This window comes from Dactylosporangium vinaceum, from assembly GCF_019904175.1.
Taxonomy (GTDB): domain Bacteria; phylum Actinomycetota; class Actinomycetes; order Mycobacteriales; family Micromonosporaceae; genus Dactylosporangium; species Dactylosporangium vinaceum.
In genome coordinates this window covers 8,257,748-8,282,002 of the sequence record NZ_CP061913.1, presented here as the reverse complement: position 1 = coordinate 8,282,002, position 24,255 = coordinate 8,257,748, and the positions used below count along the sequence as shown (strand labels likewise).

Below are 24,255 nucleotides of genomic sequence, written 5' to 3'. Positions count from 1 at the left end.
GCTCGCGCCACGTGGCTGGGCGGTGCAGGGCTGTGGGCCGAGCGCGGGCCGGCGGCGACCGAGCGGCTCATTGCGTGCGCCGGCGACAGCGACCGCCGGGTGCGGTACCGGGCCGCGTGGGCACTGCAACGCCGGCCGGATCGGAGCGCGGGCGGCACTCGCCCGGCTCGCGGCCGATGACGATGCGGACGTGCGGACGGCGGCCCTGGGGTGAGGCCGACCACGGCGGCCAGGCGGTGGCGGCGGTGATTGTGCGGGGGTGGGGGTGGAGGCTGCGCCTCCCCCGCCGCGAGCTTGCTCGCAGTGATTCAGGAACGCCACCGTGACCCAGAGCGGCTCGACGGTGACCGCGAAGAACGCCGGGTACAACGGCTCCATCGCCACGAACGGGACCGCATCGTTCGGCTTCAACGGCTCGGCGACGGGCAGCAACCCGGTGCCGACGGCCTTCACGCTCAACGGCACCAGCTGCACGGGTGGCGTGACAAGCACCCCGACGCCCACGCGGACCGCGTCGTCCCCGACGCCGACCCCGACCGGCGGGGGCTCCAACCCCGGCGGCGTGCCGAGCGACGCGGCCTGGGTCGCGACGGGCGCCTGGGAGACCGCGTACGACATCTGGGCGAACAACAACGCGTACGAGGTCATGATCTGGACGAACCAGCACGGCGCGGTCGGGCCGATCGCCGAGTCCTACGACGCCAACGGCGCGGTGCCCAACGCCCGCAACGTCAGCGCCGGCGGGCACACCTGGAACGTGTACCGCGGCTCGAACGGCGCCAACGCGGTCTTCTCGTTCGTGCGTACCGGCAACACGAACTCCGGCACCGTCGACGTGCTGGCCGTCATGAACTGGCTGCGCACCAACGGCTGGTGGGGCGACGTCAACGTCGGTCAGGTCCAGTTCGGTTTCGAAGTGAGTGGTACCGCCGGCCAGTCCAGCTTCGTCTGCAACACCTTCACGCTCACCTACAGCTGACCGTCCCCGGCACCGCTCCCGGCCGTCGATCGATGGACGGGGCACCGGGAGCGGGCCGGTCTCGGTACAGTCGGCGCTCATGATTGACACGACTGTGCTGCACGGGTCATTCACCCTCGAACGCAGCTATCCGCTCCGGCCGGGCCGGGTGTTCGCGGCCTGGGCCGACCCGGCCAGCAAGGCCCGCTGGTTCGGCGGGGAGCAGCACATGCTCGACTTCCGCATCGGTGGCCGGGAGATGGTCCGCGACCACGACGACGAGGGGCGCTCGCTGCGGTACGAGTCGCGCTACCACGACATCGTCCCCAGCGAGCGGATCGTGTACTCCTCGACGCTGCACGTGGCCGACGTCGTCGCCACGATCTCGTTGACCACCGTCGAGTTCCGCCCGACGGTCCTCGGCACCGCGCTGCGCCTGACCGAGCAGGCCGTGTACCTCGACGAGCATGAGCGGCCCGAGTGGCGCGAGCACGGCACCGCCGAGTGGCTCGACGCCCTCGCGCGGGAGCTCGACTAAGCGCACACTCGACGGATGACACAGTTCGCGGTCGTGTTCCGCGGGTATGACCGGGCCCAGGTCGACGAGTTCGCCGCCCGGGCCGACGACGACCTCGCCTCCGCCGAGCCCACCCGGGTGGCCCGGGCCCGCGCGGACGCGCAGGCGGTGAGCTTCCGGGTGGTGCTGCGCGGCTACAACCAGCAGCAGGTCGACCACTACCTGCGCCGCGTGGCCAAGGGCCACCCGGGCTGAGCGGACCTAGCGGCCGGCGCGCTGCGTGTCGAGGTACGCCTCCATGCGCTCCGGCACCGAGGCGGCACAGAACAGGGAGCCCTGGGCGAGCCGGCAGCCGGCGGCGGTGATCGTCTCCAGCTCCTCGTCGTCGCGCACACCGTCGACGGCGACCTCGACGCCCAGCTGGCGGGCCAGGTTGACGACCGCGGCCACGACAGCGGTGTCGGCGCCCGCGAAGGTCCGGCGGTCGACCCGGACCAGATCCAGGGGCAGGCGGCGCAGCAGGCTCAGGGAGGTCGCCTGGACGCCGAACCCGACGAGGGCCGTGCGGGCGCCGAGCGTCCGGATCGCGGCGAGCCGGTCGACGAGGTCCGGCCGCTCCGGCTCGGACAGGGTGAATTGCACGACCAGGCGCGACGGCGGGAAGCCGGTCGCGGCGATCAGGTCGACGAACCCGTCGGCGGCCAGCAGCGCGGGGGAGACCGGGACGGCCAGCCACAGCGGCGGCCCCGATACCGCGGTGGCGCTCCAGGCGCCGAGCTGGCGCCCGGCCGCGGCGAGCAGCCAGGTGCCGAGCTCGTGGTACAGGCCCAGTTGGTCGGCGACGGGCAGGAACTCGGTGTCCTCCACGGGCCCGAGACCGGCGCGGCGCCAGCGGGGCCGGACCTCGACGCCGGCCACCCGGCCGCCGGGGAGCTCGACGACGGGCTGGTAGAGCAGGTCGAGCTCGCCGCGGGTGAGGGCGCCGGGGAGGTCCTGCTCGATGGTGAGGCGGCGGCGCAGGAGGGTGGCGGTCGCCTCGTCGTACCACTGCGGCGGCTGGGCGGGGCCGAGCTGCCGGGCCCGCTGCAGGGCCAGCTCGGCCCGGTTGAGCGCGCCGCCGCCCTGGTCGTCGTACATGAGCTGCTCGGCCAGGCCGGCCGAGGCGGACAGGTGGGAGGCCACCCCGAGCACCGGGTACGGGTCGGACAGCAGCGTCAGCAGGCGACTCGCGGTCATCTGCGCGTGCACCGCACCCGCGTTCGTCACCACCGCGAACCGGTCGCTGGCCAGGCGGGCCGCGAGCTCGCCGGGGGCCAGGGCGGCGCGCAGCCGGCGGGCCGCCTCGACCAGCACGGCGTCGCCGACCTCGTGGCCGCGGAGCTGGTTGACGCTGCTCAGCCCGTCGAGGCCGAGGACGATGAGCACGCTCGGCCCGGTCCGCTCGCTCAGCAGGCGCAGCAGTTCGGTGCGGTTGGCCAGCCCGGTGAGGTGGTCGCTGCGGGCGGCCTGGTGCAGGGCGTGCTCGAGCTGGCGGCGCTGGCTGATGTCGCGCACGTGCACGACGACGGCCCGCACCGACGGGTCGGCCCGCTGGTCGGAGACGCTCCACTCGGTCTCGCGCCAGACGCCGAAGCCGTCGCCGAGGCGGGCCTCGATGAGCGTGGCGCCGGACTCCAGTGCGGCCGCGACGGCGTCGGCCTCATCGGGGTGTACCCGTCCGAGCAGCGGCCGCCCGATGACGTCCGCGTCGGCCAGGCCGAGGCGGCGGGCGGCGGCCGGTGACTGCCAGCGCACGACGAGGCTGTCGTCGAGCATCATTGTCACGTCGGCCGAGCCGGCGACGAGCGCGCGGAAGCGGGCCTCGCGGTCGGCGAGCCACCGGGCGTACTGCCGCACGTCGGCGACCGCGAGGGCCTCCCGGATCGCGATGATGACGACGCCGACGATCGCCAGGACGGCCGAGACGGGGTCGAAGTGGCCGGTGACGACCAGGTGATACGCGGCGGCGACGAGCGCACCGCCGAGCGGGAGGGCGAGCAGCGGATACCGGGCGAAGCTGCCGTCGGTCGTCGTCGCGGTCGCCGGCTCGGGTGCGCGCCCGGGCGGCAGGTCCCGCCCGGCCAGCAGCGGCCCGGCGATGAGCGCGACACCGGCCGGCAGGAGCCAGTCGGCGTCGAGGTGGTAGTCGAGGATCAGGATGAGCGCCGTCTGCGCGATGATCATGATCAGGGCGCCGAGGCCGCGCAGGATCGCACCGGGCTGGATGGGCGCGGCCCGCATGGTGCCGACCACGGCGGCCCCCACGGCGACGCTGGCGACCAGGACGGCGGTGAGAGCGGCGCCCTTGAGCCCGGCCGCCTCGAACACGACGAGCCAGGCGATGAAGAACAGGATGACGCCGATGCCGACGCCGTCGAGGAGCCGGCGGGCCCGCCCGACGTACGTCGCCGCCTGCCCGGGCAGGTGGAACAGGCCGATGAGCAGCGCCCCGGTGACGAAGAACAGCCCGATCAGCGGCAGCTCGGCCGGCAGCGGCACGTCGGTGAGGTAGGCGTCGGGTGCGAGCCAGTCGGCGAGCCCGGCGGCGGCGGTCGACAGGCCGCAGAACCCGAGCCCGGCGCTGACCGGCCGCTGCCAGCAGGCCGACCCGCTGCGGCGCAGGACCAGGGCCGCACCGCGCGCGGCGGTGACGAGCCCCGCGACGGCGAGCGCCAGCCCGGCGGGCAGGAGCCCGGCGAGGGCCGCGACGAGCGCGGCGGCGCTCAGCGTGACCGAGACCAGCAGCACGGAGCTGAGTTTGGCGCACGTCGCACAATGCGGCAAGCATTGACGACATTACGGTCCGTCGCGCGCATTGGGAACGCCCGAGTTCAATATCGGAGCCGGGCTTTTATCCGTCGCGTCTGCCAATTGCGCCACCGCGGCCTTGCGGCCACGAGCAGGACTCGAACCTGCACAGTAAGGGATCCCGAAGTAACCGGCGCCTGCGCACCGGGCGTTCTCGACGCGACCGTAGCAGGGCGGGCAGTCCCGGGGCATCCGGATAACGAAGGGTTACGTGCTGAGCCCGGGCATGGCGTCGCTGGTGACCCGGCGGCGGAGCACCACCTGGCGGGTCCCGTCGGCGTAGAGGCGGACCCGGGCCAGCTCCCAGCCGCCGTACTCGGCCTGGATCGTCAGCTGTGCGCTCGCGGTAAGCCGATCGACATTCGACGGCAACCGCAGCGGCACGTATTCGTAGTCCATAGCCCCGATAGTGCTACGCCACAATGCGCTGCACCAGCCCTTGTCCCGCAGTTGCGCCCGACCCGGCGACGGCCAGTGCACCGGTCGCGGCGTCAACGGCAAGGGCGATCGGCAGCTGTACCGTCGCATGCCGCCCGACCTCGCGCGGCGACCCGCCACCGAGGTGCAGCCCGACCACCTCGTTGCGCGCGGTGAGCGTGACCCACAGCACGCCCCGGCCCGGGTCGAACGCGGCGGCCCAGGCTCCGCCCTTCACGGGGTAGCGCTGCCGCAGGATCAACGGCCCGGCGTCGAACACCAGCAGCTCCCCGTCCCGCGCATCCACCACCGCGAACCGCCCGGCGCCGACCGCGGCGACGGTCACGGCCCCGTCCCCGGCCCGCAGCGCCTCCTGCCGCGCTCCGGTGGCCGCGTCGAACGTGGTGAGCGACGACTCGGCGGCGTCGACGACGGCGATCCGCTCGGCGTCGGCCGCCAGCGCACTGGGCCGCCCCCCGGTGTGGATGGTCCTGAGCACGTTCCCGGCCGGGGAGAGCATGATCACATCGCCGCGGCCGGGGAGGGCGACGGCGATCCAGTCCCCGCCCGGCGGTGCGGCGATCGCCCCGCCTTCCGCCGGCAACGTCGTGACAGCACCGCCGGGCAGCTCGACGAGCGTCGACCCGACGACGGCCCGGAATCCCCCGCCGGGCAGGGCGAGCACCGACTTCGCGGGTCCGGGCGCAGCGGGCGTCGTCGGGGCGGTCGCGCCGGCCGGAAGTACAAATGCCGAATTTGGTGTCATCACGGCGATATCCGTGCCGAACGCCAGCCCGGTGACCCGCTGCGGCACCACAGCCGCGCCGGTCGGCACCACCGAGGGCGCCGGAGCCCAGGTCGGCGTGGGGACAGTGGCGTCGGGGTGATCGACCGGCGCGCCGGCGTCACACGCGGTGAGCAGGAGCAGGCCGGCGAGCGGCATCAGTCGGCGCAGCATGATCGGCCCAGCGTATCGGCACCCGATGCGGGCGGGTGCGGCTACGTCTGGCGCTCGGGATACCCCGAGGTGGGCGCGGACACGTCGTCCAGGGCGGCCCGGATCTCGCGCGGCAGGACGATCTCCTCCGTCTGCAGCGCGCCGAGCAGCTGCCCGACGGTGCGGGCGCCGAGCACCGGGGCGATCACGCCGGGCCGGTCGCGGACCCAGGCCAGGGCCACCTCCAGCGGCGACACCCCCAGCCCACCCGCCGCGGTGGCGACCGCCTCCACGATCCCGGCGCAGCGGTCGTCGAGGTACGGTGACACGAACCGCTCGAAGTGCGGCGACGCGGCCCGCGAGTCGGCCGGGACCCCGGTGCGGTACTTCCCGGTGAGCACGCCGCGGCCCAGGGGCGACCAGGGCAGGATGCCGATGCCCAGCGCGGTGCAGGCCGGGACCACCTCGCGTTCGATGCCGCGCTCCAGCAGGGAGTACTCGACCTGGGTGGAGACCAGCGGGGCGCGGCCCGGCCAGGCGCCCTGCCACGTGGCGGCGCGGGCGGTCTGCCAGCCGGAGTAGTTCGAGACGCCGGCGTAGCGGGCCCGGCCGGTCGAGACCGCCGTGTCGATCGCCGAGAGGGTCTCCTCCAGGGGCGTGTCCGGGTCGTAGCCGTGGACCTGCCACAGGTCCACATGGTCGGTCCCGAGCCGCTGCAGGGACGTGTCGAGGGCGTGCAGGAGGTGGCCGCGGGAGCCGTCGCGGCGGCGGGCCATGCCCGGGCGCAGGCCGGCCTTGGTGGCGATGACCAGCTCCTCGCGCGGTACCAGGCGGCCGACCAGGGCGCCGATGACGGACTCGGCCTCGCCGTCGGCGTAGACGTCGGCGGTGTCCAGCAGCGTCCCGCCGGCGTCGCGGAACGTCTTGAGCTGGGCCGCGGCGTCGTCGGCGTCGGTGTCACGGCCCCACGTCATGGTGCCTAGGGCCAGCCGGGATACCGCCAGCCCGCTACGGCCGAGCGGTCGCTGCTGCATGCATGGAACGATACGGCCGGATGGCGCCTTCTTCCGGTAGGCGTGGCCCTGTCGGCCGCGGAGGCTACGCTGGTGCCGCCCGTGCAGGGTCGCGCGGGGTACCCCCTGGGAGGCAGTTGTGCGGCTTGCGTTGAATCTCGGTTACCTGTCGTCATGGAACGACCCGGAGGCGTTCCTGACCGTTGCGCAGGAGGCCGAGCGGCTCGGTTTCTCCTGCGTATGGGTGGCCGAGGCCTACGGCAGCGACGCGCCGAGCCTGCTGTCCTGGATCGCCGGGCAGACCGAGCGGATCGAGCTGGGCTCCGCCGTCTTCCAGATCCCGGCCCGCACCCCGGCCATGACCGCTATGACGGCCGCCACCATCGACAAGCTGTCCGGCGGGCGGTTCCGCCTCGGTCTCGGCGTGTCGGGTCCCCAGGTCTCCGAGGGCTGGCACGGTGTGCGGTTCGGCAAGCCGCTGAAGCGGACCCGGGAGTTCGTCGACATCGTCAACCTGGCCCTGAGCCGCAAGGTCGTGCAGTACGACGGCGAGTTCTACACCCTGCCGCTGCCCGACGGCCCCGGCAAGGCCCTCAAGCTGATCCTGCACCCGGTGCGCGACCACGTGCCGGTCTACCTGGCCGCCGTCGGCCCCAAGAACCTCGAGCTCACCGGTGAGATCGCCGACGGCTGGCTGGCCATCTTCTTCTCCCCCGAATACGCGAGCGAGTCCCTCGGGTCCATCGCGGCCGGGCGGGCCAAGGTCGGCAAGACGCTCGACGGCTTCGAGGTGGCGGCGTCGGTGCCGGTGGTCTTCGGCGACGACGTCGCGATGTGCGCCGAGCTGGTGCGGCCCTACGCGGCGCTCTACGTCGGCGGGATGGGCTCGCGCGAGCAGAACTTCTACAACGCCCTCGCCACCCGCATGGGCTACGGCGACGCGGCGAAGGAGATCCAGGACCTCTACCTGGCGAAGAAGCACCGGGACGCGGCGGCCGCCGTACCGTTGGAGTTCATCGACCGCACCTCCCTGCTCGGGCCCGTCGAGCGGGTGGCGGAGCGGCTCAAGGCATACCAGGAGGCCGGCTTGACGGAGCTCTCCACGATCGTCTTCGGCGACCCGGAGTATTCGATAAGCACGATCCGCCAGCTCGCCGACGCGTGGGAGAAGGCCGGTCTTTCATGACGACTGTGCTGCTGCTGCGCCACGGGCGGACCACGACGAACGCGACAGGGGTCCTGGCCGGCCACCAGCCGGTCGGCCTCGACGAGGTCGGCCGGGCCCAGGCCGTCAAGGTCGGCGAGCGGCTCGCGGCGGCCAAGCTGCCCCTGGCCGCCGTGGTCAGCAGCCCGCTGCCCCGCTGCCGGGAGACGCTGTCCCTGGCCCTGCCCGACGTCACCGACGTGCTCGAGGACGAGGGCATCATCGAGTGCCGCTACGGCGACTGGACCGGCCGGCCCCTCAGCGAGCTGGCCAAGGAGCCGCTGTGGGCGACGGTGCAGGCCCACCCGTCGGCGGCCGTCTTCCCCGGCGAGGGCGGCGAGTCGATGGCCGCCATGTCGGCCCGGGCGATAAGCGCCATCCGCTCCTGGGACGCCCGCATCGCCGAGTCGCACGGGCCCGAGGCGGTGTGGCTGGCGTGCAGCCACGGCGACATCATCAAGGCGATCGCCGCGGACGCGCTGGGCATGCACCTCGACCTGTTCCAGCGCCTCGCGGTGGAGCCGGCCTCGGTGACGGTGATCCGGTACACCCCACTCAGGTCTTTTGTGCTTCGCCTGAACGACACCGGCGGAGATCTGTCCGGGTTTCAGCCGCCGGAGAAGGCCGAGGGCGAACCGTCGTCGGATGCGGCCGTCGGTGGCGGTTCGGGCGGTTCGGTGTGATCTTGTGCCCGCCTGCGGCGGATAGCCGCCCGACTGGATAGAGTTCAGAGCATGAGTGGTTCCGCCGGAGCGACGCGGAGGTGACAGCATGAGTGGTTCGGAGCTTGCGGAGAGGCCACTCATCATGGGCGCAGATTGGGCTCAGGCTGGCGCCGGAGCGAAGCGGAGGTGACAGCATGAGTGGTTCGGAGCTTGCGGAGAGGCCACTCATCATGGGCGCAGATTGGGCTCAGGCTGGCGCCGGAGCGAAGCGGAGGTGACAGCATGAGCCACCACGTGTATGCATTCGAGCCGCCGGAGCGGTTCGTTGCCGGCACAGTCGGTGCGCCGGGGGAGCGGACCTTCTTCCTGCAGGCGCGCGGCGGCGGCCGGCTGGTCAGCGTCGCCCTGGAGAAGGTGCAGGTCACCCTGCTGGCCGAGAAGCTGGAAGAGCTGCTGCAGGAGGCCCACCGCCGCTTCGGCGTCGACCTCGCGGCGGAGACGGTCGTCGAGACCGCCGACAACGAGCCGCTCGACACGCCACTTGACGAGGAGTTCCGGGTCGGCACCCTCGGCCTGCAGTTCGACGTCGACACCGCCACGGTCATCATCGAGGCGATCGCCGTCGGCGACGAGGAGACCGAGGAGCGCGAGAGCGAGCTCGACGACGAGGACGACGAGCTGGCCACCGCCGACCGGGACCGCCTGCGGGTCCGGCTCACCCCGGCCGCCACGAAGGCGTTCATCGAGCGGGCCAAGCGGGTCGTCGCCTCCGGCCGCCCGCCGTGCCCGCTGTGCGGCCAGCCCCTCGACGCGCGCGGGCACCTCTGCCCGCGGCACAACGGCTACCGCCGGTAGCGCCGAGTGCCGGCCCTGCCCGAGGACGAGGCGCTGGAGCTGCTACGCCACGGCGAGCTGGAGCTCGAAGGCCGGCTCATGGACGCCTCCAACGCCACCCTGCGCTGCGTGATCACCCTCGGCGACACGGTCGCCCGGTGCGTCTACAAGCCGGTCAGCGGCGAGCGCCCGCTGTGGGACTTCCCCGACGGGACGCTCGCCGGCCGGGAGTACTCCGCGTGGCTGCTCTCCGAGGCCACCGGCTGGGGGATCGTCCCCCCGACCCTGCTGCGCGACGGCCCGCTGGGGCCGGGCATGGTCCAGCTCTGGATCGACGACGAGCAGCAGAGCGACGACCTGCTCCTCGGGTTCGTCCCGGCGAACAAGGTGCCGCGGTCGTGGCGGCGGATCATGTCGGCCCGCGACGAGCGCGGCCGCCCGTTCGTGCTGGCCCACGCCGACGACCCGCGGCTGGCCCGCATCGCGGTCTTCGACGCGGTCGCGAACAACGCCGACCGCAAGGGCGGCCACGTGATCGACACCGTGGACGGCTCGGTCCACGGCGTCGATCACGGCATCTGCTTCCACACGGAGGACAAGCTCCGCACGATCATCTGGGGCTGGGCCGGCGAGCCCCTGCCCGACGAGGGCATCGAGGTGCTGGAGAAGCTGCGCGCGCAGTACTCCGCGGGCCTCGCCGAAGCATTGGGCGAGCACCTGACCCCGGCCGAGGTCGGCATGGTCTCGGTCCGCATCGAGGCACTGCTGAAGGCCCGCACGTTCCCCGAGCCCGACGAGGACCGCCACGCGATCCCGTGGCCGCCGATCTAGCCGCCGGCCTCAGCTCGCGCCGATGTCGAACAGGTTGCCCTCGGGGTCGGTGAGGGTGGCCCACCTCGCGCCGTACTCGTCGAAGTCGCCGACGTGCTTGGCGCCCAGCGACACCGCCCGCTCCACGGCGGCCGGGATGTCGTCGGTGTGCATGTCGATGTGGACGCTGTTCTTTCCCGGCGTGCGGTCGGGCACCCTGATGAACATGAGCGTGGGCGAGCCGCTCAGCGCCGCGAAGTACTCCGACGCCCCGGGGTTCACCGCGCGGCCGAGCAGGCCGGCGTAGAACTGCGCCAGCTCGGTGGCGTTGCCGGTGCAGTCGGTGGTGATGTTGGCTACCTGAAGATCCGACATTCGTACGTTCCTCTCGATGGTCAGCGGACCGGCCAGCAGACTTCGGTCCGGTAGCGGTCGGGGTCGGCGGTGTGGTGCGGGCCGACCAGGTACTGCTCGACGATCGGCTCGGTGAGCGCCTCGTCGTGGGCGGCCACGTGGGCGCCGAGCGCGCCGTAGGTGAGGTCGCAGTCGGCGAACGGCCCGGCGTGCACGGCCACCGCGTAGCGGCGCGCGGGCAGCTCGGCCCGGCGCGGGTCGGCGTCGAGCACGCCGGGCAGGACCGGGACGAACGTGACGACCTCGCCCTCGTCCCGCTCGAAGAACTCGGGCGAGTACGTGGAGCCCGGGACGCCGGCCGGGTCAGTCCCGGCCCCGGCGAGCGCGCCGAAGAGCTCGTCGAAGCTCACCCGGCACCACTCGGCGACGTCGGCGCGCGCGACCCGGCGGTGCCGCCGCAGCACGGGGACGGGGGCCTGGGCGCGGTACAGCACCGTGATCGGCGGTGGCTCGTCCAGCAGCCGCCGCAGTGAGGCGACGACCTCCCGGGCCCGGGTGAGCTCGGCCTCCATCCGATCCAGGTGCCGGGCGAGGGCCGCCACCCGCGCCTGCGCCGCGGGTGCCGCGAGCACGGTGCGGATCTCGGCGAGGGGCATGTCCAGGCCCCGGAGCCGCCGGATGAGGTGCGCGTCCCCGGCCTGCTCCGGCTGGTAGCGCCGATGCCCGGTGCCCCGGTCGACAGCGGCCGGCACCAGCAGCCCGATGTCGTGGTAGTACCGCAGCGTCTTCGCGGACAGGTGGCACAGCCGCGAGAACTCCCCGATGGACACGCCCGTCGTCATACGCACAGTCAAACCCTTCCAGCTACGGGAAGGGCAAGCGCACCGCCGATGCCGTGTGCGGCGGCCGGCTCATCGGGTGGCGGCCGGGCCGAGGAGGCGGGTCCGGGCGTAGGCGATGGCCGACGGGGTGTCGGGGAAGATCAGGTTGTCGCGCCGCAGCTGCTCGGCGACGCCGAGCGTGGCCAGCACCTGGTCGTGGCCCGGGGCGATGCCGGACAGCAGCACGGCGATCCCGCGCCGCTGCAGCCGCGTGATGGCATCGCCGAGGACGTGCGCGCCCGTCGCGTCGATCGTCGACACCCGCGACATGCGCAGGATCACCACCCGGACGTCGGCGACCTCGGACAGTTCGATCAGGAAGTGGTGGGCGGCGGCGAAGAACAGCGGACCGTCGAGGCGGTACGCGACGATGTGCTCCGCCAGCAGCTGATGCTCCTCGGCGCTGTGGTCACCGGGCTCCAGCGGCACCTGCTCGAGCCGGACGCTGCGGGCCACCGCCCGCAACGCGAGCACGACCGCCACGCCGATGCCAACCGCGACCGCCGTGACGAGGTCGAACACGACTGTCACCGTGAAGGTCAGGGCGAGCACCAGCGCGTCGCCGCGCGTCGAGCGGGCCAGGGCGATCAGGGCGCTGGCCTCGACCATCCGCACCGTCGTGGCCAGCAGCACGCCGGCCAGGGCGGCGAGCGGGATGCGGGAGACGAGCGGCGCGGCGGCCAGGACGATCGCGGCGAGGGCCACGGCGTGGGTGAGCGCCGCCAGCTTCGAGCGTGCGCCGGCCCGGACGTTGACCGCCGTGCGGGCGATCGCGGCGGTCGCCGGGATGCCGCCGAACAGCGGGGCCGCCAGGTTGGCCAGGCCCTGGCCGAACAGTTCACGGTCCGGGTCGTGCCGCTCGCCGACGCTCATCCCGTCGGCCACCGTCGCCGACAGCAGGCTCTCCAGCGCGGCCAGCGCCGCGACGGCCAGCGCGGAGGGCAGCAGCGTCCAGACGGCGCCCAGGTCCAGAAACGCCAGCGACGGTGCCGGCAGCCCGGCCGGGAGGGCGCCGATGCGGGTCAGCTCGATCGGTGCGAACTGCGCCAAACCGGTCGCCGCCGCCACCGCCAGCAGCGAGAAGGGCAACCCCGGGCGCCACCGCGCGCCGAGCAGCATCACTGCCGCGACACCGGCGGCGACCGCGACGGCGGCGGGGTGGGGGTGCTTGACGAACCGGGCCAGGGCATCGCCGGCGACCGCCCACACCTTCGCGCCGTGCGCATCGGCGACACCCAGCGCCGCGGGGACCTGCTGCAGGGCGATCACGACCGCGATCCCGGCGGTGAAGCCCTCGATCACCGGCGTGGGCAGATACCGCACGAACCGGCCCAGCCGGGCCAGGGCCATCCCGAGCAGCACCACACCCGCCATCAGGCCGGCCAGCAGCACGCCGCCGGCGCCGAACTGCTGGACGACCGGCACCAGCACCACGGTCATTGCGCCGGTCGGCCCGGACACCTGGAGGTTGGAGCCGCCGAACACGGCGGCGAGCGCCCCGGCCACCACCGCGGTGATGAGCCCGGCCTGCGCGCCGAGGCCGGAGGTGACACCGAACGCCAGCGCCAGTGGCAGCGCCACCACCGCCACCGTGAGCCCCGCCACGAGATCGGCGCGCGGGCTGCGGCGGACCGCGTCCCAGTCCGACCGCCCGGGCAGCAGCTCGATCAACCGTGCGGAGGGCGCCTCCAGGATTCGCCGCATCCCATCCCACCCTCGTATATGCCGAATTTAGCAGTTGCGAATATAGTAAAGTCAGCAGTCGTTCGTGGGTGTCGCCCCACGCGGCGACGCGCCCGGCAATGGAGGAGCGCGATGGACGTTCCGCTTGACCAGCTGGAGGTCGAGCTGTTCCGCACGCTCGGCCACCCGGTGCGCATCCGGGTGCCGGAGCTGCTCAGCGCCGACCTCACCGCGAGCGCCGCATCAGCGCCGGCGGCGGCGTGAACCGGCCGGCCGGAGGCCCGGTGGCCGTGAGCCCGGGCCCGCCGGCGCGGCGAGCGGCGTGGGAGGCCTACACCGTCGTCGCCGGCAGGCTGCTGACCGCGCTGCAGGACCCGGCGGCCGGGCCGGCGACGCTCAACGTCCGGCTCGGCGTGGCGGCATCGCACATCATGCGGTCGGCGTCGCTGTGGCCGGAGCACGGCCCGATGCTCGTCAGTGCCGTCCACGCCGCTGTACGGCTGCTCCGCGCGGACGCCCGTGACGATCTCACCGACCTGGCCAGGCGGATCGCCGATCGCCTGTATCTGCTGTCGGCCGGCCCGCCGCGGGCGAGCACCGCACCGCGCAACCGCGCTCCCTGGTAGCCGGGAGCGGGATCGAAGCCGCCGCCCCGGGCGTGGCCGGTCGGGTCGCCGCGCTACCTGGGCGCGGGCGACGTGCGCAGGTCGGCCAGCAGCCCGGCCTGGCCGGTCAGCACGCCGGTCAGGATCTTGCGGGCCACGGCGAGCAGCTCGGCCACGTCCGGGCTGGTGAGCGCGTAGAAGACGGTCGAACCTTCCTTGCGCGACACCACGAGGTTGGCCCGGCGCAGCACGGCCAGCTGCTGCGACAGGTGGGCGGACTCGATCCCGACCTCGGGCAGCATCTCGGAGACGGCGTGCTCGCGTTCGCTGAGCAGCTCCAGCACCCGGATGCGGGCCGGGTGTGCCAGCGTCTTGAAGAACTCGGCCTTCAGCTGATACAGCGGCGGGCTGGCCACCCCCCACCCCCTTCGTCGCGTGCGGGACGCCGCGAGTTTAGCAAGGCCGGGCGCCCGTTCCGGACGGCGACAGCGCCGGTCGGCGCCGCCGAGCAGGCTATGGCTGCGGTCACAGCACTGCGTTCGTCACATCACGCGTTCGGGGGCGGCGCGGATAGGCTGTTGGTCATGGACTCCTGGATCGCGCCCGCGCTGCCGACGCTGCCCCGCCCCGCCGCCGGCGTAGCGCCGCTCGCCCTGTTCGACTCGGCGCGCCGGGAGATCGCGCCGGTCGAGATCGAGGGCCGGCCCGCGACCATGTACGTCTGCGGCATCACCCCGTACGACGCGACCCACCTCGGCCACGCGGCCACGATGATCGCGTTCGACCTGGCCAACCGGGTGTGGCGGGACGGCGGGCTCGAGGTCGACTACGTCCAGAACGTGACGGACATCGACGACCCGCTGCTGGAGCGGGCGGCCCGCGACGGCGAGGACTGGGTGGTGCTCGCGATGCGGGAGACGGCGCTGTTCCGCGAGGACATGGAGGCGCTGCGCATCCTGCCGCCGAAGCGCTACGTCGGCGCGGTCGAGTCGATCCCGCAGATCGCCCGCAAGGTGTCGTCGCTGCTGGCCTCCGGCCACGCCTACCCGCTCGACGACGGCACCGGCGACGTGTACTTCTCCGTCGCCACCGCCCCCGCGTTCGGCTACGAGTCCAACCTGTCGCGCACCGAGATGCTCCGCCTGGCCGCCGAGCGCGGCGGCGACCCGCAGCGCCCCGGCAAGCGCGACCCTCTCGACCCGCTGCTGTGGCGCGGCGCCCGTGACGGCGAGCCGGCCTGGAACGGCGGCGACCTCGGGCCCGGGCGCCCCGGCTGGCACATCGAGTGCGCCGTGATCGCCCAGAGCCTGCTCGGCGACACCGTCGACATCCAGGGCGGCGGCAACGACCTGCTGTTCCCGCACCACGAATGCTCGGCCGCCCACGCCGAGGCGCTCTCCGGCAAGGCCCCGTTCGCCGCCCACTACGTCCACGCCGGCATGATCGGCTTCGACGGCGAGAAGATGTCGAAGAGCAAGGGCAACCTGGTCTTCGTCTCCCGCCTGCGCGGCGACGGCGTCGACCCGATGGCCCTGCGCCTGGCGCTGCTGGCCGATCACTACCGCAACGACCGCATGTGGACCGACGACGTGCTCAAGGCCGGCCAGCAGCGCCTGTCCCGCTGGCGCGAGGCGGCCCGCGCGGGCATCGGCCCGTCGGGCGCGGAACTCCTCGCCCAGCTCCGCGAGCGCCTCGGCGACGACCTCGACGCCCCGGGCGCCCTGGCCGTCGTCGACGCCTGGGTCGACGCCACACTGGCCGACGCGGGGGACGACCGCGAGGCCCCGGCCCTCATGGCGACGGCGGTCGACGCACTGCTGGGCATCCGGCTCTGATCCAACCGGCCGCTGCATCCGTCTATACCGGTAGCGGCTCATCGTCGCCGGCCACCAGTCGGACGGTGGCCGGCGGCGGAGGGTCGGCCAGAAACTCCAGCAGGCGGGCGGTGGCCGGCGGGTCGGGCGGGACGCCGTACGCGGCGGCGAGCACCCGGCGCTCGCCCCCGGCCAGGGGCACCGTGGCGACGTGCGGCGATCGGTGCGCCCGCAGGGCCAGATCGGGCAGGATCGTCACGCCCAGACCGGCCGCGACCAGGGCCTGGACCGCCACGTAGTCGTCGGTCGTGAACGCGATGTCCGGCTCGAACCCGGCCGCCGTGCACCGCCGCACCAGGCTCTCGCGGCACCGCTCGCATCCGGCGATCCACCGTGACCGCGCGAAGTCCGGGAGCGCGCCCTCGCGGCCCGGCTGCGTCACGAGGTGCAGGCCCTCCGTGAACAGCGGCGTCAACCGGACATTGCCCGGGGAGTCCGCCGAGTCGTAGTCGAACACCACGGCCAGGTCGGCGTCGCCGGAGCGCAGCAGGCGCAGGGCGGCGGGCGGCTCGGCCTCCACGAACTGCAGCTCCACGTCCGGGTGGGCCGCCGCGAACCGGGCCGCGACCGCCGGCACGAACGAGCCGAGCGCCGACGGGAACGCCGCCAGCCGGACCCGGCCCGCGCGCAGGCCGCTGTGCTCGGCCAGCTCCGACTCGGCCGCGTCGAGGCGGCCCAGGATCTCCTCGCCCCGCTCGGCCAGCAGCAGGCCCGCGGGCGTCAGCCGGATGCCGCGGCCGACCCGCTGCACGAGCTGCGCCCCGGTCTCGATCTCCAGGCGGGCCAGGTGGTGGCTGACCGACGGCTGCGCGTAGTGCAACGCCGCGGCCGCCGCCGTCACCGACCCGTGCCGCGCGACAGCCACCAGGACCCGCAGCCGCGTCACATCCAGCATTCATCAATGATGTCTATCGGTCATCAGCAAAACAAGCATTGGACCTATTTGTTGGTACTGCGGGAAGCTCGCCCCATGCCCACAATGCGCGACGTGCTCAAGGCCCGGCGGATCGTCGCCGCCCACCTGCCGCCCACCCCGTCCTGGTCCTATCCGCTGCTCGACGAGGCCGTCGGCCGCCGCCTGGTCGTCAAGCACGAGAACGCCCAGCCGACCGGCGCCTTCAAGGTCCGCGGCGCGCTCAATCTCCTGGCCACGCTGGACGAGGACATCGTCACCTACTCCACCGGCAACCACGCGCGGGCGATCGCGTACGCGGCGCGCGAGTACGGCCGGCACGCCACGATCGTGATGCCCGAGCACGCCGCCCCGCTCAAGGTCCGGGCCGTTGAAGCGCTCGGCGCCAAGGTCGTGCTGCACGGTGTCAACATGGCCGACGCCGAGGCGCACGCGCAGACGCTGCCGGGCCGCCTGGTCAGCCCCGGTGACGAGCCGGCCCTGATCGCCGGGGTCGCGACGCTGTACCTGGAGCTGTTCGAACGGCACCCCGACCTCGACACACTCGTGGTGCCGGTCGGCTCGGGCACCGGCGCGGCGGCCGCCTGCCTGGTCGCCGCGGCCGTCGCCCCACACTGCCGGGTGATCGGGGTCCAGTCGGCGGCGTCGCCGGCCGCGCACGACTCGTGGCGCGCGGGCACGTGTGTGCAGCGTGGCAATCACACGCGCGTCGACGGGCTCGCCACCGGGCGCGGGTTCGCCGGCCCGCAGGAGATCCTCCGCGCGCGGCTGCACGACTTCGTCCTGGTCGGCGACGACGAGATCGATGCCGCCCGGGGGGTGCTCGCGCGGCTCGCCGGCACCCAGGCCGAGGGGGCGGGTGCGGCCGGGCTGGCGGCGGTACGGCAGCGACCGGATCTTCTGGGGGCCACCGTTGGAGTGGTGGTGACGGGAGCCAACGCCACCGAATTGGAGCTTGCCCGTTAGGCGCATTGTTTCTACCGTTCGCCGATTCGCGGCCCGGCGGGGCTGAGCGCACGGCGGGGATCAGGTTACGTCGATCACTGCGGACCTGCCGCCCAGGTCCGGTACCCCCGTCAAGGAAGAGGTCTGTCATGGCCGCTCCTGAAGAGCGAACCGCCCCGCCGGCGGCGGCGTCGGGTGACCGCAGCCCGTGGAACTGGCTGCTGCTCATCCCGATCGTCCTGCCCCTGCTGACATTCTTGTTCAACGGTGACAGCCCGCGCCTGCTGGGCTTTCCCCGGTTCTACTGGCTGCAGTTCGCGTTTATCATCGTCGGCGTCAGCGTCACCACGCTCGTCTACCAGATGACGAAGAAGCGGTGACCCGGCATGTGGCGTGATCACGTACTCGAGATCGTCGTCTTCGTCATCCTGTTCCTGGCGGTCAGCGCGATGGGCTTCGTCGCCGCCCGCTGGCGCCGCCCGGACGACCTGAACCACCTCGACGAGTGGGGCCTCGGCGGCCGCAACTTCGGCGGCTGGATCACCTGGTTCCTCGTCGGCGGCGACCTGTACACGGCGTACACGTTCGTCGCGGTGCCGGCCCTGCTCTTCGCCTCGGGCGCGGCCGGGTTCTTCGCGGTGCCGTACACGATCATCATCTATCCGCTGGTGTTCCTGGCCCTGACCCGGCTCTGGTCGGTGTCGCACCGGCACGGGTTCGTCACCCCGGCCGACTTCGTCCGGGCCCGGTTCCAGTCACCGACGCTCGCGCTTGTCATCGCCATCACCGGGATCGTCGCCACGATGCCGTACATCGCGCTGCAGCTCGTCGGCATCGAGTCGGTCCTCAAGACCATGGGCGTCACCGGCTCGGGCACCCTGGCCCGGCACCTGCCGATCATCATCGCGTTCGCGATCCTGGCCGCGTACACGTACTCCAGCGGCCTGCGCGCCCCGGCCCTCATCGCGTTCGTGAAGGACATTCTGATCTACGTCGTCATCCTGGTCGCGGTGTTCTACCTGCCGTACAAGCTCGGCGGCTGGGGCTCGATCTTCGACGCCGCCGACGCCAAGTTCGACAAGACGCCGTCCGCGGCCGACGGCATCCTGCTCACGGCCGACAACCAGGTCCAGTACTTCACGCTGGCGCTGGGCTCCGCACTGGCCCTGTTCCTGTATCCCCACAGCATCACCGGCGTCCTGGCCAGCCGGAACCGCGACGTCATCAAGCGGAACATGTCGGCGCTCCCGGCGTACAGCTTCCTGCTGGGCCTCATCGCCCTGCTCGGCTTCGCCGCGATCGCCGCGGGCGTGACACCGTTGAAGAACCCCAACGGCACCAACGACAACAACACCGTGGTGCCGCTGCTGTTCGACAAGATCTTCCCGGACTGGTTCGCGGGCGTGGCGTACGCCGCGGTCGGCATCGGCGCCCTGGTCCCCGCGGCCATCATGTCGATCGCCGCGGCCAACCTCTTCACCCGCAACATCTACCGGGAGTACCTCAAGCGCGACGCCACGCCCGCCCAGGAGTCCTCGGTCGCCAAGGTGGTGAGCCTGGTCGTGAAGTTCGGCGCCCTGCTCTTCGTCGTCTTCGTCGACCCGCAGTTCTCCATCGACCTCCAGCTCATCGGCGGCGTCATCATCCTGCAGACGCTCCCGGCCGTCGCCCTGGGCCTGTTCACCCGCTGGTTCCACCGGGGCGCGCTCGTCGCCGGCTGGGCCGCCGGGATGGGCCTGGGCCTGTGGATGCTCTACCAGGTGGTCAACCCGACCACGAAGCGGCACTTCGCCGGCTCGGCGTTCCCGCTGAGCGAGTGGGGCTTCGACACCAAGAAGACCATCTACGTCGGCTTCGTCGCCGTCATCGTCAACCTCCTCGTCGCCGTCATCGTCACGCTGATCCTGCGCTCCACGAAGGTCGCCGACGGCGGCGACGACACGACCCGCGACGACTACTTCGCCGACGAGGGCGACCCCCGCGTCACCGCCGTGCCGACCTCGCCCGCCCCGGCCGCGACCGCGGCCCCCGACCCGATCACCTGACCCGACCGCCTGGACCTGATCACCCCGGCCCGGTCACCGGCTCTGCCGCGCACACCCGCGGCCCGGCGCCGGCCTCGCCCGACGAGGCCGGCGCCGGCGTCACCTGTCGAGGAGGACCCGGGCCAGCTCGCCGCGCGACTTGACGCCGAGCTTCGGGAAGATGCGGTAGAGGTGCGTGGAGATCGTCCGCGGCGACAGGAACAGCCGCTCGCCGATCTCGCGGTTGCTCAGGCCCTCGGCGGCCAGGTGCGCGACCTGCAGCTCGTGCTCGGTGAGCGCGGCCGTCGCGTCGACCGGCCGGCGCAGCGACTCGCCCGACGCCCGCAGCTCGGCCCGGGCCCGCTCGGCCCACGGGGTCGCCCCGAGCGCGTCGAACGTGGCCGCCGCCTCCCGCAGGGGCCGGCGGGCCTCGAGGTTGTGCCGCCGGCGCCGCAGCCGGGTGCCCTGGGCGAGGGCCAGGCGGGCCCGCTCGAACGGCCACTCGGCGAGCTCGTCACCGGGCGCCCCGGCGTCGTCGTCGGCGAGGACCGCGCGGGCGTAGCGCAGACCGGCCAGCAGCGCCGGATTGCGGCACAGCGCGGCCTCCGGCTCCAGGCCGGCGACGACCGGGGCCAGCTCGGCCCGCAGGTCGGCCAGGAGGGCGGCCTCCGCCAGGTGCCCGACGACAGTGAACCGGATGTACGGGTGGTAGGCCGGATCGGCCGGGTCGAACATCCTCCGCAGCTGCCGGAACGCCTCCTCGGCCCGGCCGCCCGCGAGCGCGTCGACGCCGCGGACCCGCAGGACCTGGGCCACGATGGGGTTGAGGTCTGCTTGCGGTTTCATCAGTAACTCTCAGCCCGTGTCATCGTTGATTCCGTTATGAAGCTGTCGGAGTGGGCGCGCCGGAATGGTGTGCACTACCAGACCGCATGGTCGTGGGCGAAGAACGGGCAGATGCCCGTCCCGGTCGTGAAGACTCCCACAGGTCGGTATCTCGTCATCCCGCCGGACACCGCCGATACGGGCCGCACGGTCGCGTACTGCCGGGTGTCGTCCGCCGACCAGAGAGCCGACCTTGAGCGGCAGGCCGGACGGGTTGTCGCCGCCGCGACCGCCCGTGGCCTGACCGTCGCCGAAGTGGTCAGCGAGGTCGGGTCCGGGCTGGACGGGAACCGGCCCGAACTCGCCAAGCTGCTCCGAGACCCGCACGCCGTGACCATCGTGGTCGAGCACCGTGACCGGCTCGCCCGATTCGGGGTCGAGCACCTCACCTGCGCACTCGCCGCGACCGGCCGACGGATCGTCATCCTCGACGACGCCGAGGTGGTTGACGACCTGGTCCGCGACATGGTGGAGGTCCTGACATCGTGCTGTGCCCGCCTGTACGGACGCCGGTCCGCTGGACGCAAAGCGAACGCTGCCATGGCCACCGCCGAGGCCACCGCATGAGCCGGGTCAAGCAGGGTTTCCGCATCGAACTTGCGCCCACCCCCGAGCAGGCTGCGGCGATGGGCCGCCACGCCGGGCTGTCGCGATTCGTGGAGAACTTCGCCCTCGACCAGATCCGGGCTGCGTTCGCCGCCCGCGCAGCCGAAGAACACGCGGGCATCCCTGCGTCGCAGCGCACGAAAGCGCCGTGGACGGCGATCGACCTGGAAAAGCGGTGGCGGGCCGAGCACCCGGTCGTGGCGCCGTGGTTCGCCGACTCGGGGCTGTCGTCCCGCATCCCCAAAGCGGCATGCCGTCTCCGCGCGGCCGGGCTGAAAAACTGGTGGGAGTCCAAGACCGGCAAACGTCAGGGTCGCAAGGTCGGGTTCCCGAAGGTCCGCAAACGCAAGCACGGCTCCCGGTTCCGCTACGACGCCGACCGGGCGAAACCCGCAGGTGACGGCACCGTGGCGCTGCCCGGCATCCCCGGGAAGGTCCGCACCCGCGAACCGCTGACGTGGCTCACCGAACGCCTCGCCGACGGCCGGGCCAGGATCATCGGCTCGACTGTCCGGGAACAGGCCGGGCGCTGGTGGGTGACGTTCCAGCTCGACGTCGACCGCTCCGACATCAACACCGCCCGGACCGTCGACCCGGATGCGCCGACGTGCGGGATCGATCTCGGCCTGAAGACGTTCGCGGTTATCGCCGGCGACACCGGCGACGTCGAGGAGGTTCATGCGCCCCGTGCGCTGAACGCCGGTCTGCGGCGGCTCCGCCGTGCGAACAAGGCCCTGCACCGCAAGCAACGCGGGTCGGCGAACCGGGCCAAGGCCCGGCAGGCGGTCGCCGAGATCCACCTCAAGGTCGCGAACCAGCGAGCCGATTTCCTGCACAAGCTCACGACGAGGCTCGCGAGATCCAAGCGCGCCATCGCCGTCGAGTCGCTGAACGTCGCGGGCATGAAGCGCAACCGCAGGCTGGCCCGTTCGATCTCCGACGCGGGGTTCGCAGAGTTCATCCGGCAACTCGAATACAAGACCGGCTGGTACGGCTCGAAGGTCTGGGCCGCCGACCGCTGGTACCCGAGTAGCAAAACATGCTCGGCCTGCAGTGCCGTCAACTCCGGGCTGACCCTGTCCGACCGGATGTGGGTGTGCCAGTGCGGCGCCGAACACGACCGGGACCACAACGCAGCGAGGAACCTCCTCGCAGCGATGCACGCCGCTACCTGATTGCATGACGTCGCCTCGGAGTTCCGTGGGAGACGCGAAACGCCTGTGGAGGACCTGTAAGACCCCAGCGCAAGCGGGGGCACGGACCGGTGAAGCAGGAACGAGAATCACTGAGATTCTCCGAACGGTGCATGCCGGCCGCCGTCAGGACGCGCTCGGCACCGTCGGCGATGTCCCGGGCCCGCTCGCCCTCGCCGCGCAGCGCCGCGGCCGTGGCCAGGCTGAGCCGGCCGGTCAGCACGAGCTGCTGGTAGCCGAGCTCCGTGGCCAGGCTGACGGTCTCGTCGGCGTGCCGGGCCGCCGACCGGGCGTCGCCCAGTGCGGCCGCGTTGTAGGCCAGGCAGTTGAGCCCGAAGAGCAGCAGGCCCAGCCGGCCCTGGCGGCGCAGGTCGGCGATGCTGGGGGCCATCAGCCGGTTGGACAGCGGGAACGCGCCAAGCGCGGAGGCCGCCATCCCGAGCTCGCTCTGGGCCATCGCGCTGAGCCCGACCCGGTCGCGCAGCCGCTGGAGCCGGTCGAGGCTTACCGCGCCGCGCTCGATCGGGGCGGCGGTGGCGACCGCGCTCAGCGCCCGGTAGTCGTCGCCGGGCCCGTCGAGGGCCTCGGCGATCTCGACGTAGCGCCGCCGGTGGGCGTCGCTCGGGTTGGACCAGTGCATGCGCAGGCTCAGATCGACGAGTGAGCTCAGCGCCAGGTTGGCGTCGCCGGTGCGGCGCATGTCGTCGATCAGGTCGAGGTACACCCCGAGCCGGGCCGTCCCGGTGAACCCCGCGCCGACGAACGACTCGTGCAGCCACGCGTACCGCGCCTGATGCGCCGGCTGCAGCTCCTCGGCCTCGATCGCCGCCAGCAGCCGCCGCACGGTGTCGCCGTCGCCCTGCTGGCTGGCCATCTCCGCGGCCCACAGCAGCCGCAGGACGCGTTCGGTGCGGTCCTCGCTGAGCTGCGCGGCCCGCTCCAGCGCGGCGAGCGCGACCCCGGCGGCCTGGCTGCGGTGGGCCCGGATCGCGGTCTTGGCCAGGTCTCGCGCGATGGCCTCGTCCGGCCCGGCGGCGGCCGCGGCCCGGTGCCAGATCTGCCGGTCCGGCTCGCCCGCCAGGACCCGGGCGAGGGCGGCGTGGGTGGCCCGGCGCGCCGCGGGCGGGGCGGCCCCGGCCAGTGCGGAACGCAGCAGCGGATGCCGGAACCTGATGGTGTACTGCCCGTCGACCGACATCAGCCGGGTCGTGACCGCCGGCTCGGCGTCGGCGCCGGTCACCGGGTGGCCGCGGACGATGGCGGTCGCCGCCGTCACCTCGTCGAGCGCGTCGCCGTCGTCGAGTGCGGCGGTCAGCAGCAGGGCCCGGGTCGGCTCCGGCAGCTCGGCGACGAGAGCCGAGAAGGTGCGCTCGACCCGCGTGCTCAGCGGCAGCGCGGACGGCATGAGCGCGGACGCGCCGGAGCGGGCCGCGGCCTCGCCCAGCTCGACCAGCCCGAGGGGGTTGCCGGCCGCCTCGTCCAGGACCCGGGACCGCAGGGCGGGGGAGAGGCCGGGGACGACACGGTCGAGCAGGTCCGCGGCGGCGTCCGGGCCCAGCGGCTCCAGCCGGATCTCGGGCAGCCCGGCCGCGGTGACCCGCCGGTCGACGTCGTCGCCGTCGCGGACGGTCATGATCAGCGCAACCGGGTCGGCGTCGAGGCGGCGGCCCAGGAAGGTCAGCGCGTCCCAGCTGGGCTCATCGGCCCAGTGCGCGTCCTCGACGGCGATCAGCACCGGCCCGCCCAGCTCGTCGAGGCGGTCGAGGGCCTGCATCGCGATCCGATATGGCGACGCCCCGCCGTCCGGATCGAGCCGGACTCGCATCCGGCGCAGCAGCTGGTGCATCACCGCGTAGGGGATCCGGGCCTCGGCCTGCACCCCGGCCGCCGTGACGACCTTTACCCCGGCCGCCTCGGCGTCGGCCACCGCCCGGGCGAGCAGGGCGGTCTTGCCGATGCCGGCCTCGCCGCGCAGGACCAGCCCGCCGCCGTGCTCGCCGGCGGCGGAGCGCAGCAGTGCCTGCACTGCGGCCACCTGGCTGTCGCGTCCAACGAGCACCCGCCGATTTTGTCAGACCCCTCGTCTAGCC

General features: G+C 73.1%; 26 protein-coding genes. 15 read left to right on the top strand and 11 right to left on the bottom strand.

What is annotated here, in order from left to right; genetic code table 11:
* Positions 1-322: 322 nt before the first annotated feature.
* From Dvina_RS55820 to Dvina_RS37240, 3 genes are all read left to right on the top strand, one after another.
* The gene (locus tag Dvina_RS55820; RefSeq protein ID WP_223094188.1) at positions 323-979 is read left to right on the top strand and encodes a GH12 family glycosyl hydrolase domain-containing protein; all 657 of its coding nucleotides are present in this window, start codon (positions 323-325) and stop codon (positions 977-979) included.
* A 79-nt stretch (positions 980-1,058) separates the two neighbouring features.
* Positions 1,059-1,496 carry an SRPBCC family protein gene (locus Dvina_RS37245; RefSeq protein ID WP_223094186.1) on the top strand — a complete coding sequence of 146 codons (438 nt, stop codon included), beginning with the start codon at positions 1,059-1,061 and terminating at the stop codon, positions 1,494-1,496.
* Positions 1,497-1,511: 15 nt separating this feature from the next.
* The gene (locus Dvina_RS37240) at positions 1,512-1,730 is read left to right on the top strand and encodes a DivIVA domain-containing protein (protein WP_223105929.1); all 219 of its coding nucleotides are present in this window, start codon (positions 1,512-1,514) and stop codon (positions 1,728-1,730) included.
* A 6-nt stretch (positions 1,731-1,736) separates the two neighbouring features.
* Here the strand turns inward: Dvina_RS37240 and Dvina_RS37235 are convergent, their stop codons facing one another.
* The 4 genes from Dvina_RS37235 to Dvina_RS37220 all read right to left on the bottom strand — a co-directional run bounded on the left by Dvina_RS37235 (position 1,737) and on the right by Dvina_RS37220 (position 6,710).
* Positions 1,737-4,262 carry an EAL domain-containing protein gene (locus Dvina_RS37235; RefSeq protein WP_223094184.1) on the bottom strand — a complete coding sequence of 842 codons (2,526 nt, stop codon included), beginning with the start codon at positions 4,260-4,262 and terminating at the stop codon, positions 1,737-1,739.
* A gap of 267 nt (positions 4,263-4,529) precedes the next feature.
* Entirely contained in the window at positions 4,530-4,721 is a 192-nt protein-coding gene (locus Dvina_RS37230) for a DUF5703 family protein (protein WP_223094182.1), read from the bottom strand.
* Between the two features lie 13 nt (positions 4,722-4,734).
* On the bottom strand, positions 4,735-5,697 hold the full coding sequence (locus tag Dvina_RS37225) for a YncE family protein (protein WP_223094180.1): 963 nt from the start codon (positions 5,695-5,697) through the stop codon (positions 4,735-4,737).
* 41 nt (positions 5,698-5,738) lie between these two features.
* Positions 5,739-6,710, bottom strand: a complete 972-nt coding sequence (locus Dvina_RS37220; protein ID WP_223094178.1) for an aldo/keto reductase — start codon at positions 6,708-6,710, stop codon at positions 5,739-5,741.
* A 118-nt stretch (positions 6,711-6,828) separates the two neighbouring features.
* Between Dvina_RS37220 and Dvina_RS37215 the strand changes: the two genes are divergently transcribed.
* The 4 genes from Dvina_RS37215 to Dvina_RS37200 all read left to right on the top strand — a co-directional run bounded on the left by Dvina_RS37215 (position 6,829) and on the right by Dvina_RS37200 (position 10,223).
* Entirely contained in the window at positions 6,829-7,875 is a 1,047-nt protein-coding gene (locus Dvina_RS37215) for an LLM class F420-dependent oxidoreductase (RefSeq protein WP_223094176.1), read from the top strand.
* The gene (locus Dvina_RS37210; protein ID WP_223094174.1) at positions 7,872-8,576 is read left to right on the top strand and encodes an MSMEG_4193 family putative phosphomutase; all 705 of its coding nucleotides are present in this window, start codon (positions 7,872-7,874) and stop codon (positions 8,574-8,576) included. Before Dvina_RS37215 ends, Dvina_RS37210 begins: the two co-directional genes overlap by 4 nt.
* Before the next feature lie 264 nt (positions 8,577-8,840).
* Positions 8,841-9,413 carry a DUF3090 domain-containing protein gene (locus Dvina_RS37205; protein WP_223094172.1) on the top strand — a complete coding sequence of 191 codons (573 nt, stop codon included), beginning with the start codon at positions 8,841-8,843 and terminating at the stop codon, positions 9,411-9,413.
* 78 nt (positions 9,414-9,491) lie between these two features.
* On the top strand, positions 9,492-10,223 hold the full coding sequence (locus Dvina_RS37200) for an SCO1664 family protein (RefSeq protein ID WP_246656631.1): 732 nt from the start codon (positions 9,492-9,494) through the stop codon (positions 10,221-10,223).
* Positions 10,224-10,232: 9 nt separating this feature from the next.
* Here the strand turns inward: Dvina_RS37200 and Dvina_RS37195 are convergent, their stop codons facing one another.
* The 3 genes from Dvina_RS37195 to Dvina_RS37185 all read right to left on the bottom strand — a co-directional run bounded on the left by Dvina_RS37195 (position 10,233) and on the right by Dvina_RS37185 (position 13,141).
* Positions 10,233-10,577 (bottom strand): VOC family protein, encoded by a 345-nt coding sequence (locus Dvina_RS37195; RefSeq protein ID WP_223094168.1) that lies wholly within the window; start codon positions 10,575-10,577, stop codon positions 10,233-10,235.
* Positions 10,578-10,597: 20 nt separating this feature from the next.
* Positions 10,598-11,398: a MerR family transcriptional regulator gene (locus tag Dvina_RS37190; RefSeq protein WP_246656630.1), complete on the bottom strand. Its 801-nt coding sequence runs from the start codon at positions 11,396-11,398 to the stop codon at positions 10,598-10,600.
* A 69-nt stretch (positions 11,399-11,467) separates the two neighbouring features.
* Complete coding sequence (locus Dvina_RS37185) at positions 11,468-13,141, bottom strand: SulP family inorganic anion transporter (protein ID WP_223094164.1); 1,674 nt, start codon at positions 13,139-13,141, stop codon at positions 11,468-11,470.
* A gap of 111 nt (positions 13,142-13,252) precedes the next feature.
* Here Dvina_RS37185 and Dvina_RS55380 point away from each other — a divergent pair, with 111 nt between their 5' ends.
* Together Dvina_RS55380 and Dvina_RS37175 are read left to right on the top strand one after the other, a co-directional pair.
* The gene (locus Dvina_RS55380) at positions 13,253-13,384 is read left to right on the top strand and encodes a hypothetical protein (RefSeq protein WP_281428166.1); all 132 of its coding nucleotides are present in this window, start codon (positions 13,253-13,255) and stop codon (positions 13,382-13,384) included.
* A gap of 20 nt (positions 13,385-13,404) precedes the next feature.
* Positions 13,405-13,746, top strand: coding sequence for an NUDIX hydrolase (locus Dvina_RS37175; RefSeq protein ID WP_223094162.1), 342 nt, complete (start codon positions 13,405-13,407; stop codon positions 13,744-13,746).
* A gap of 53 nt (positions 13,747-13,799) precedes the next feature.
* Here Dvina_RS37175 and Dvina_RS37170 read toward each other — a convergent pair whose 3' ends face one another.
* Positions 13,800-14,141, bottom strand: a complete 342-nt coding sequence (locus Dvina_RS37170; RefSeq protein ID WP_223094160.1) for an ArsR/SmtB family transcription factor — start codon at positions 14,139-14,141, stop codon at positions 13,800-13,802.
* Positions 14,142-14,309: 168 nt separating this feature from the next.
* On the opposite strand from Dvina_RS37170, the gene mshC reads away from it, so the two are divergent.
* Entirely contained in the window at positions 14,310-15,560 is a 1,251-nt protein-coding gene (mshC, locus tag Dvina_RS37165; RefSeq protein ID WP_223094158.1) for a cysteine--1-D-myo-inosityl 2-amino-2-deoxy-alpha-D-glucopyranoside ligase, read from the top strand.
* A gap of 22 nt (positions 15,561-15,582) precedes the next feature.
* Here mshC and Dvina_RS37160 read toward each other — a convergent pair whose 3' ends face one another.
* A complete protein-coding gene (locus tag Dvina_RS37160; protein WP_223094156.1) occupies positions 15,583-16,494 on the bottom strand; it encodes a LysR family transcriptional regulator in 912 nt (303 codons plus the stop codon).
* 75 nt (positions 16,495-16,569) lie between these two features.
* Here Dvina_RS37160 and Dvina_RS37155 point away from each other — a divergent pair, with 75 nt between their 5' ends.
* The 3 genes from Dvina_RS37155 to mctP all read left to right on the top strand — a co-directional run bounded on the left by Dvina_RS37155 (position 16,570) and on the right by mctP (position 19,502).
* Positions 16,570-17,478: a threonine ammonia-lyase gene (locus Dvina_RS37155; protein WP_223094154.1), complete on the top strand. Its 909-nt coding sequence runs from the start codon at positions 16,570-16,572 to the stop codon at positions 17,476-17,478.
* Between the two features lie 128 nt (positions 17,479-17,606).
* The gene (locus Dvina_RS37150) at positions 17,607-17,837 is read left to right on the top strand and encodes a DUF3311 domain-containing protein (RefSeq protein ID WP_223094152.1); all 231 of its coding nucleotides are present in this window, start codon (positions 17,607-17,609) and stop codon (positions 17,835-17,837) included.
* A 6-nt stretch (positions 17,838-17,843) separates the two neighbouring features.
* On the top strand, positions 17,844-19,502 hold the full coding sequence (mctP, locus tag Dvina_RS37145) for a monocarboxylate uptake permease MctP (RefSeq protein WP_223094150.1): 1,659 nt from the start codon (positions 17,844-17,846) through the stop codon (positions 19,500-19,502).
* Positions 19,503-19,601: 99 nt separating this feature from the next.
* On the opposite strand, the gene Dvina_RS37140 is transcribed toward mctP, so the two are convergent.
* A complete protein-coding gene (locus tag Dvina_RS37140) occupies positions 19,602-20,327 on the bottom strand; it encodes a helix-turn-helix transcriptional regulator (protein ID WP_223094148.1) in 726 nt (241 codons plus the stop codon).
* A gap of 36 nt (positions 20,328-20,363) precedes the next feature.
* Here Dvina_RS37140 and Dvina_RS37135 point away from each other — a divergent pair, with 36 nt between their 5' ends.
* Positions 20,364-20,933 (top strand): IS607 family transposase, encoded by a 570-nt coding sequence (locus tag Dvina_RS37135; protein WP_223094146.1) that lies wholly within the window; start codon positions 20,364-20,366, stop codon positions 20,931-20,933.
* Positions 20,852-22,147, top strand: coding sequence for an RNA-guided endonuclease InsQ/TnpB family protein (locus Dvina_RS37130; RefSeq protein WP_223094144.1), 1,296 nt, complete (start codon positions 20,852-20,854; stop codon positions 22,145-22,147). Before Dvina_RS37135 ends, Dvina_RS37130 begins: the two co-directional genes overlap by 82 nt.
* Here the strand turns inward: Dvina_RS37130 and Dvina_RS37125 are convergent.
* On the bottom strand, positions 22,140-24,224 hold the full coding sequence (locus tag Dvina_RS37125; protein ID WP_223094142.1) for an AAA family ATPase: 2,085 nt from the start codon (positions 24,222-24,224) through the stop codon (positions 22,140-22,142). The two genes, Dvina_RS37130 and Dvina_RS37125, sit on opposite strands and share 8 nt — an antisense overlap.
* Positions 24,225-24,255: the final 31 nt, after the last annotated feature.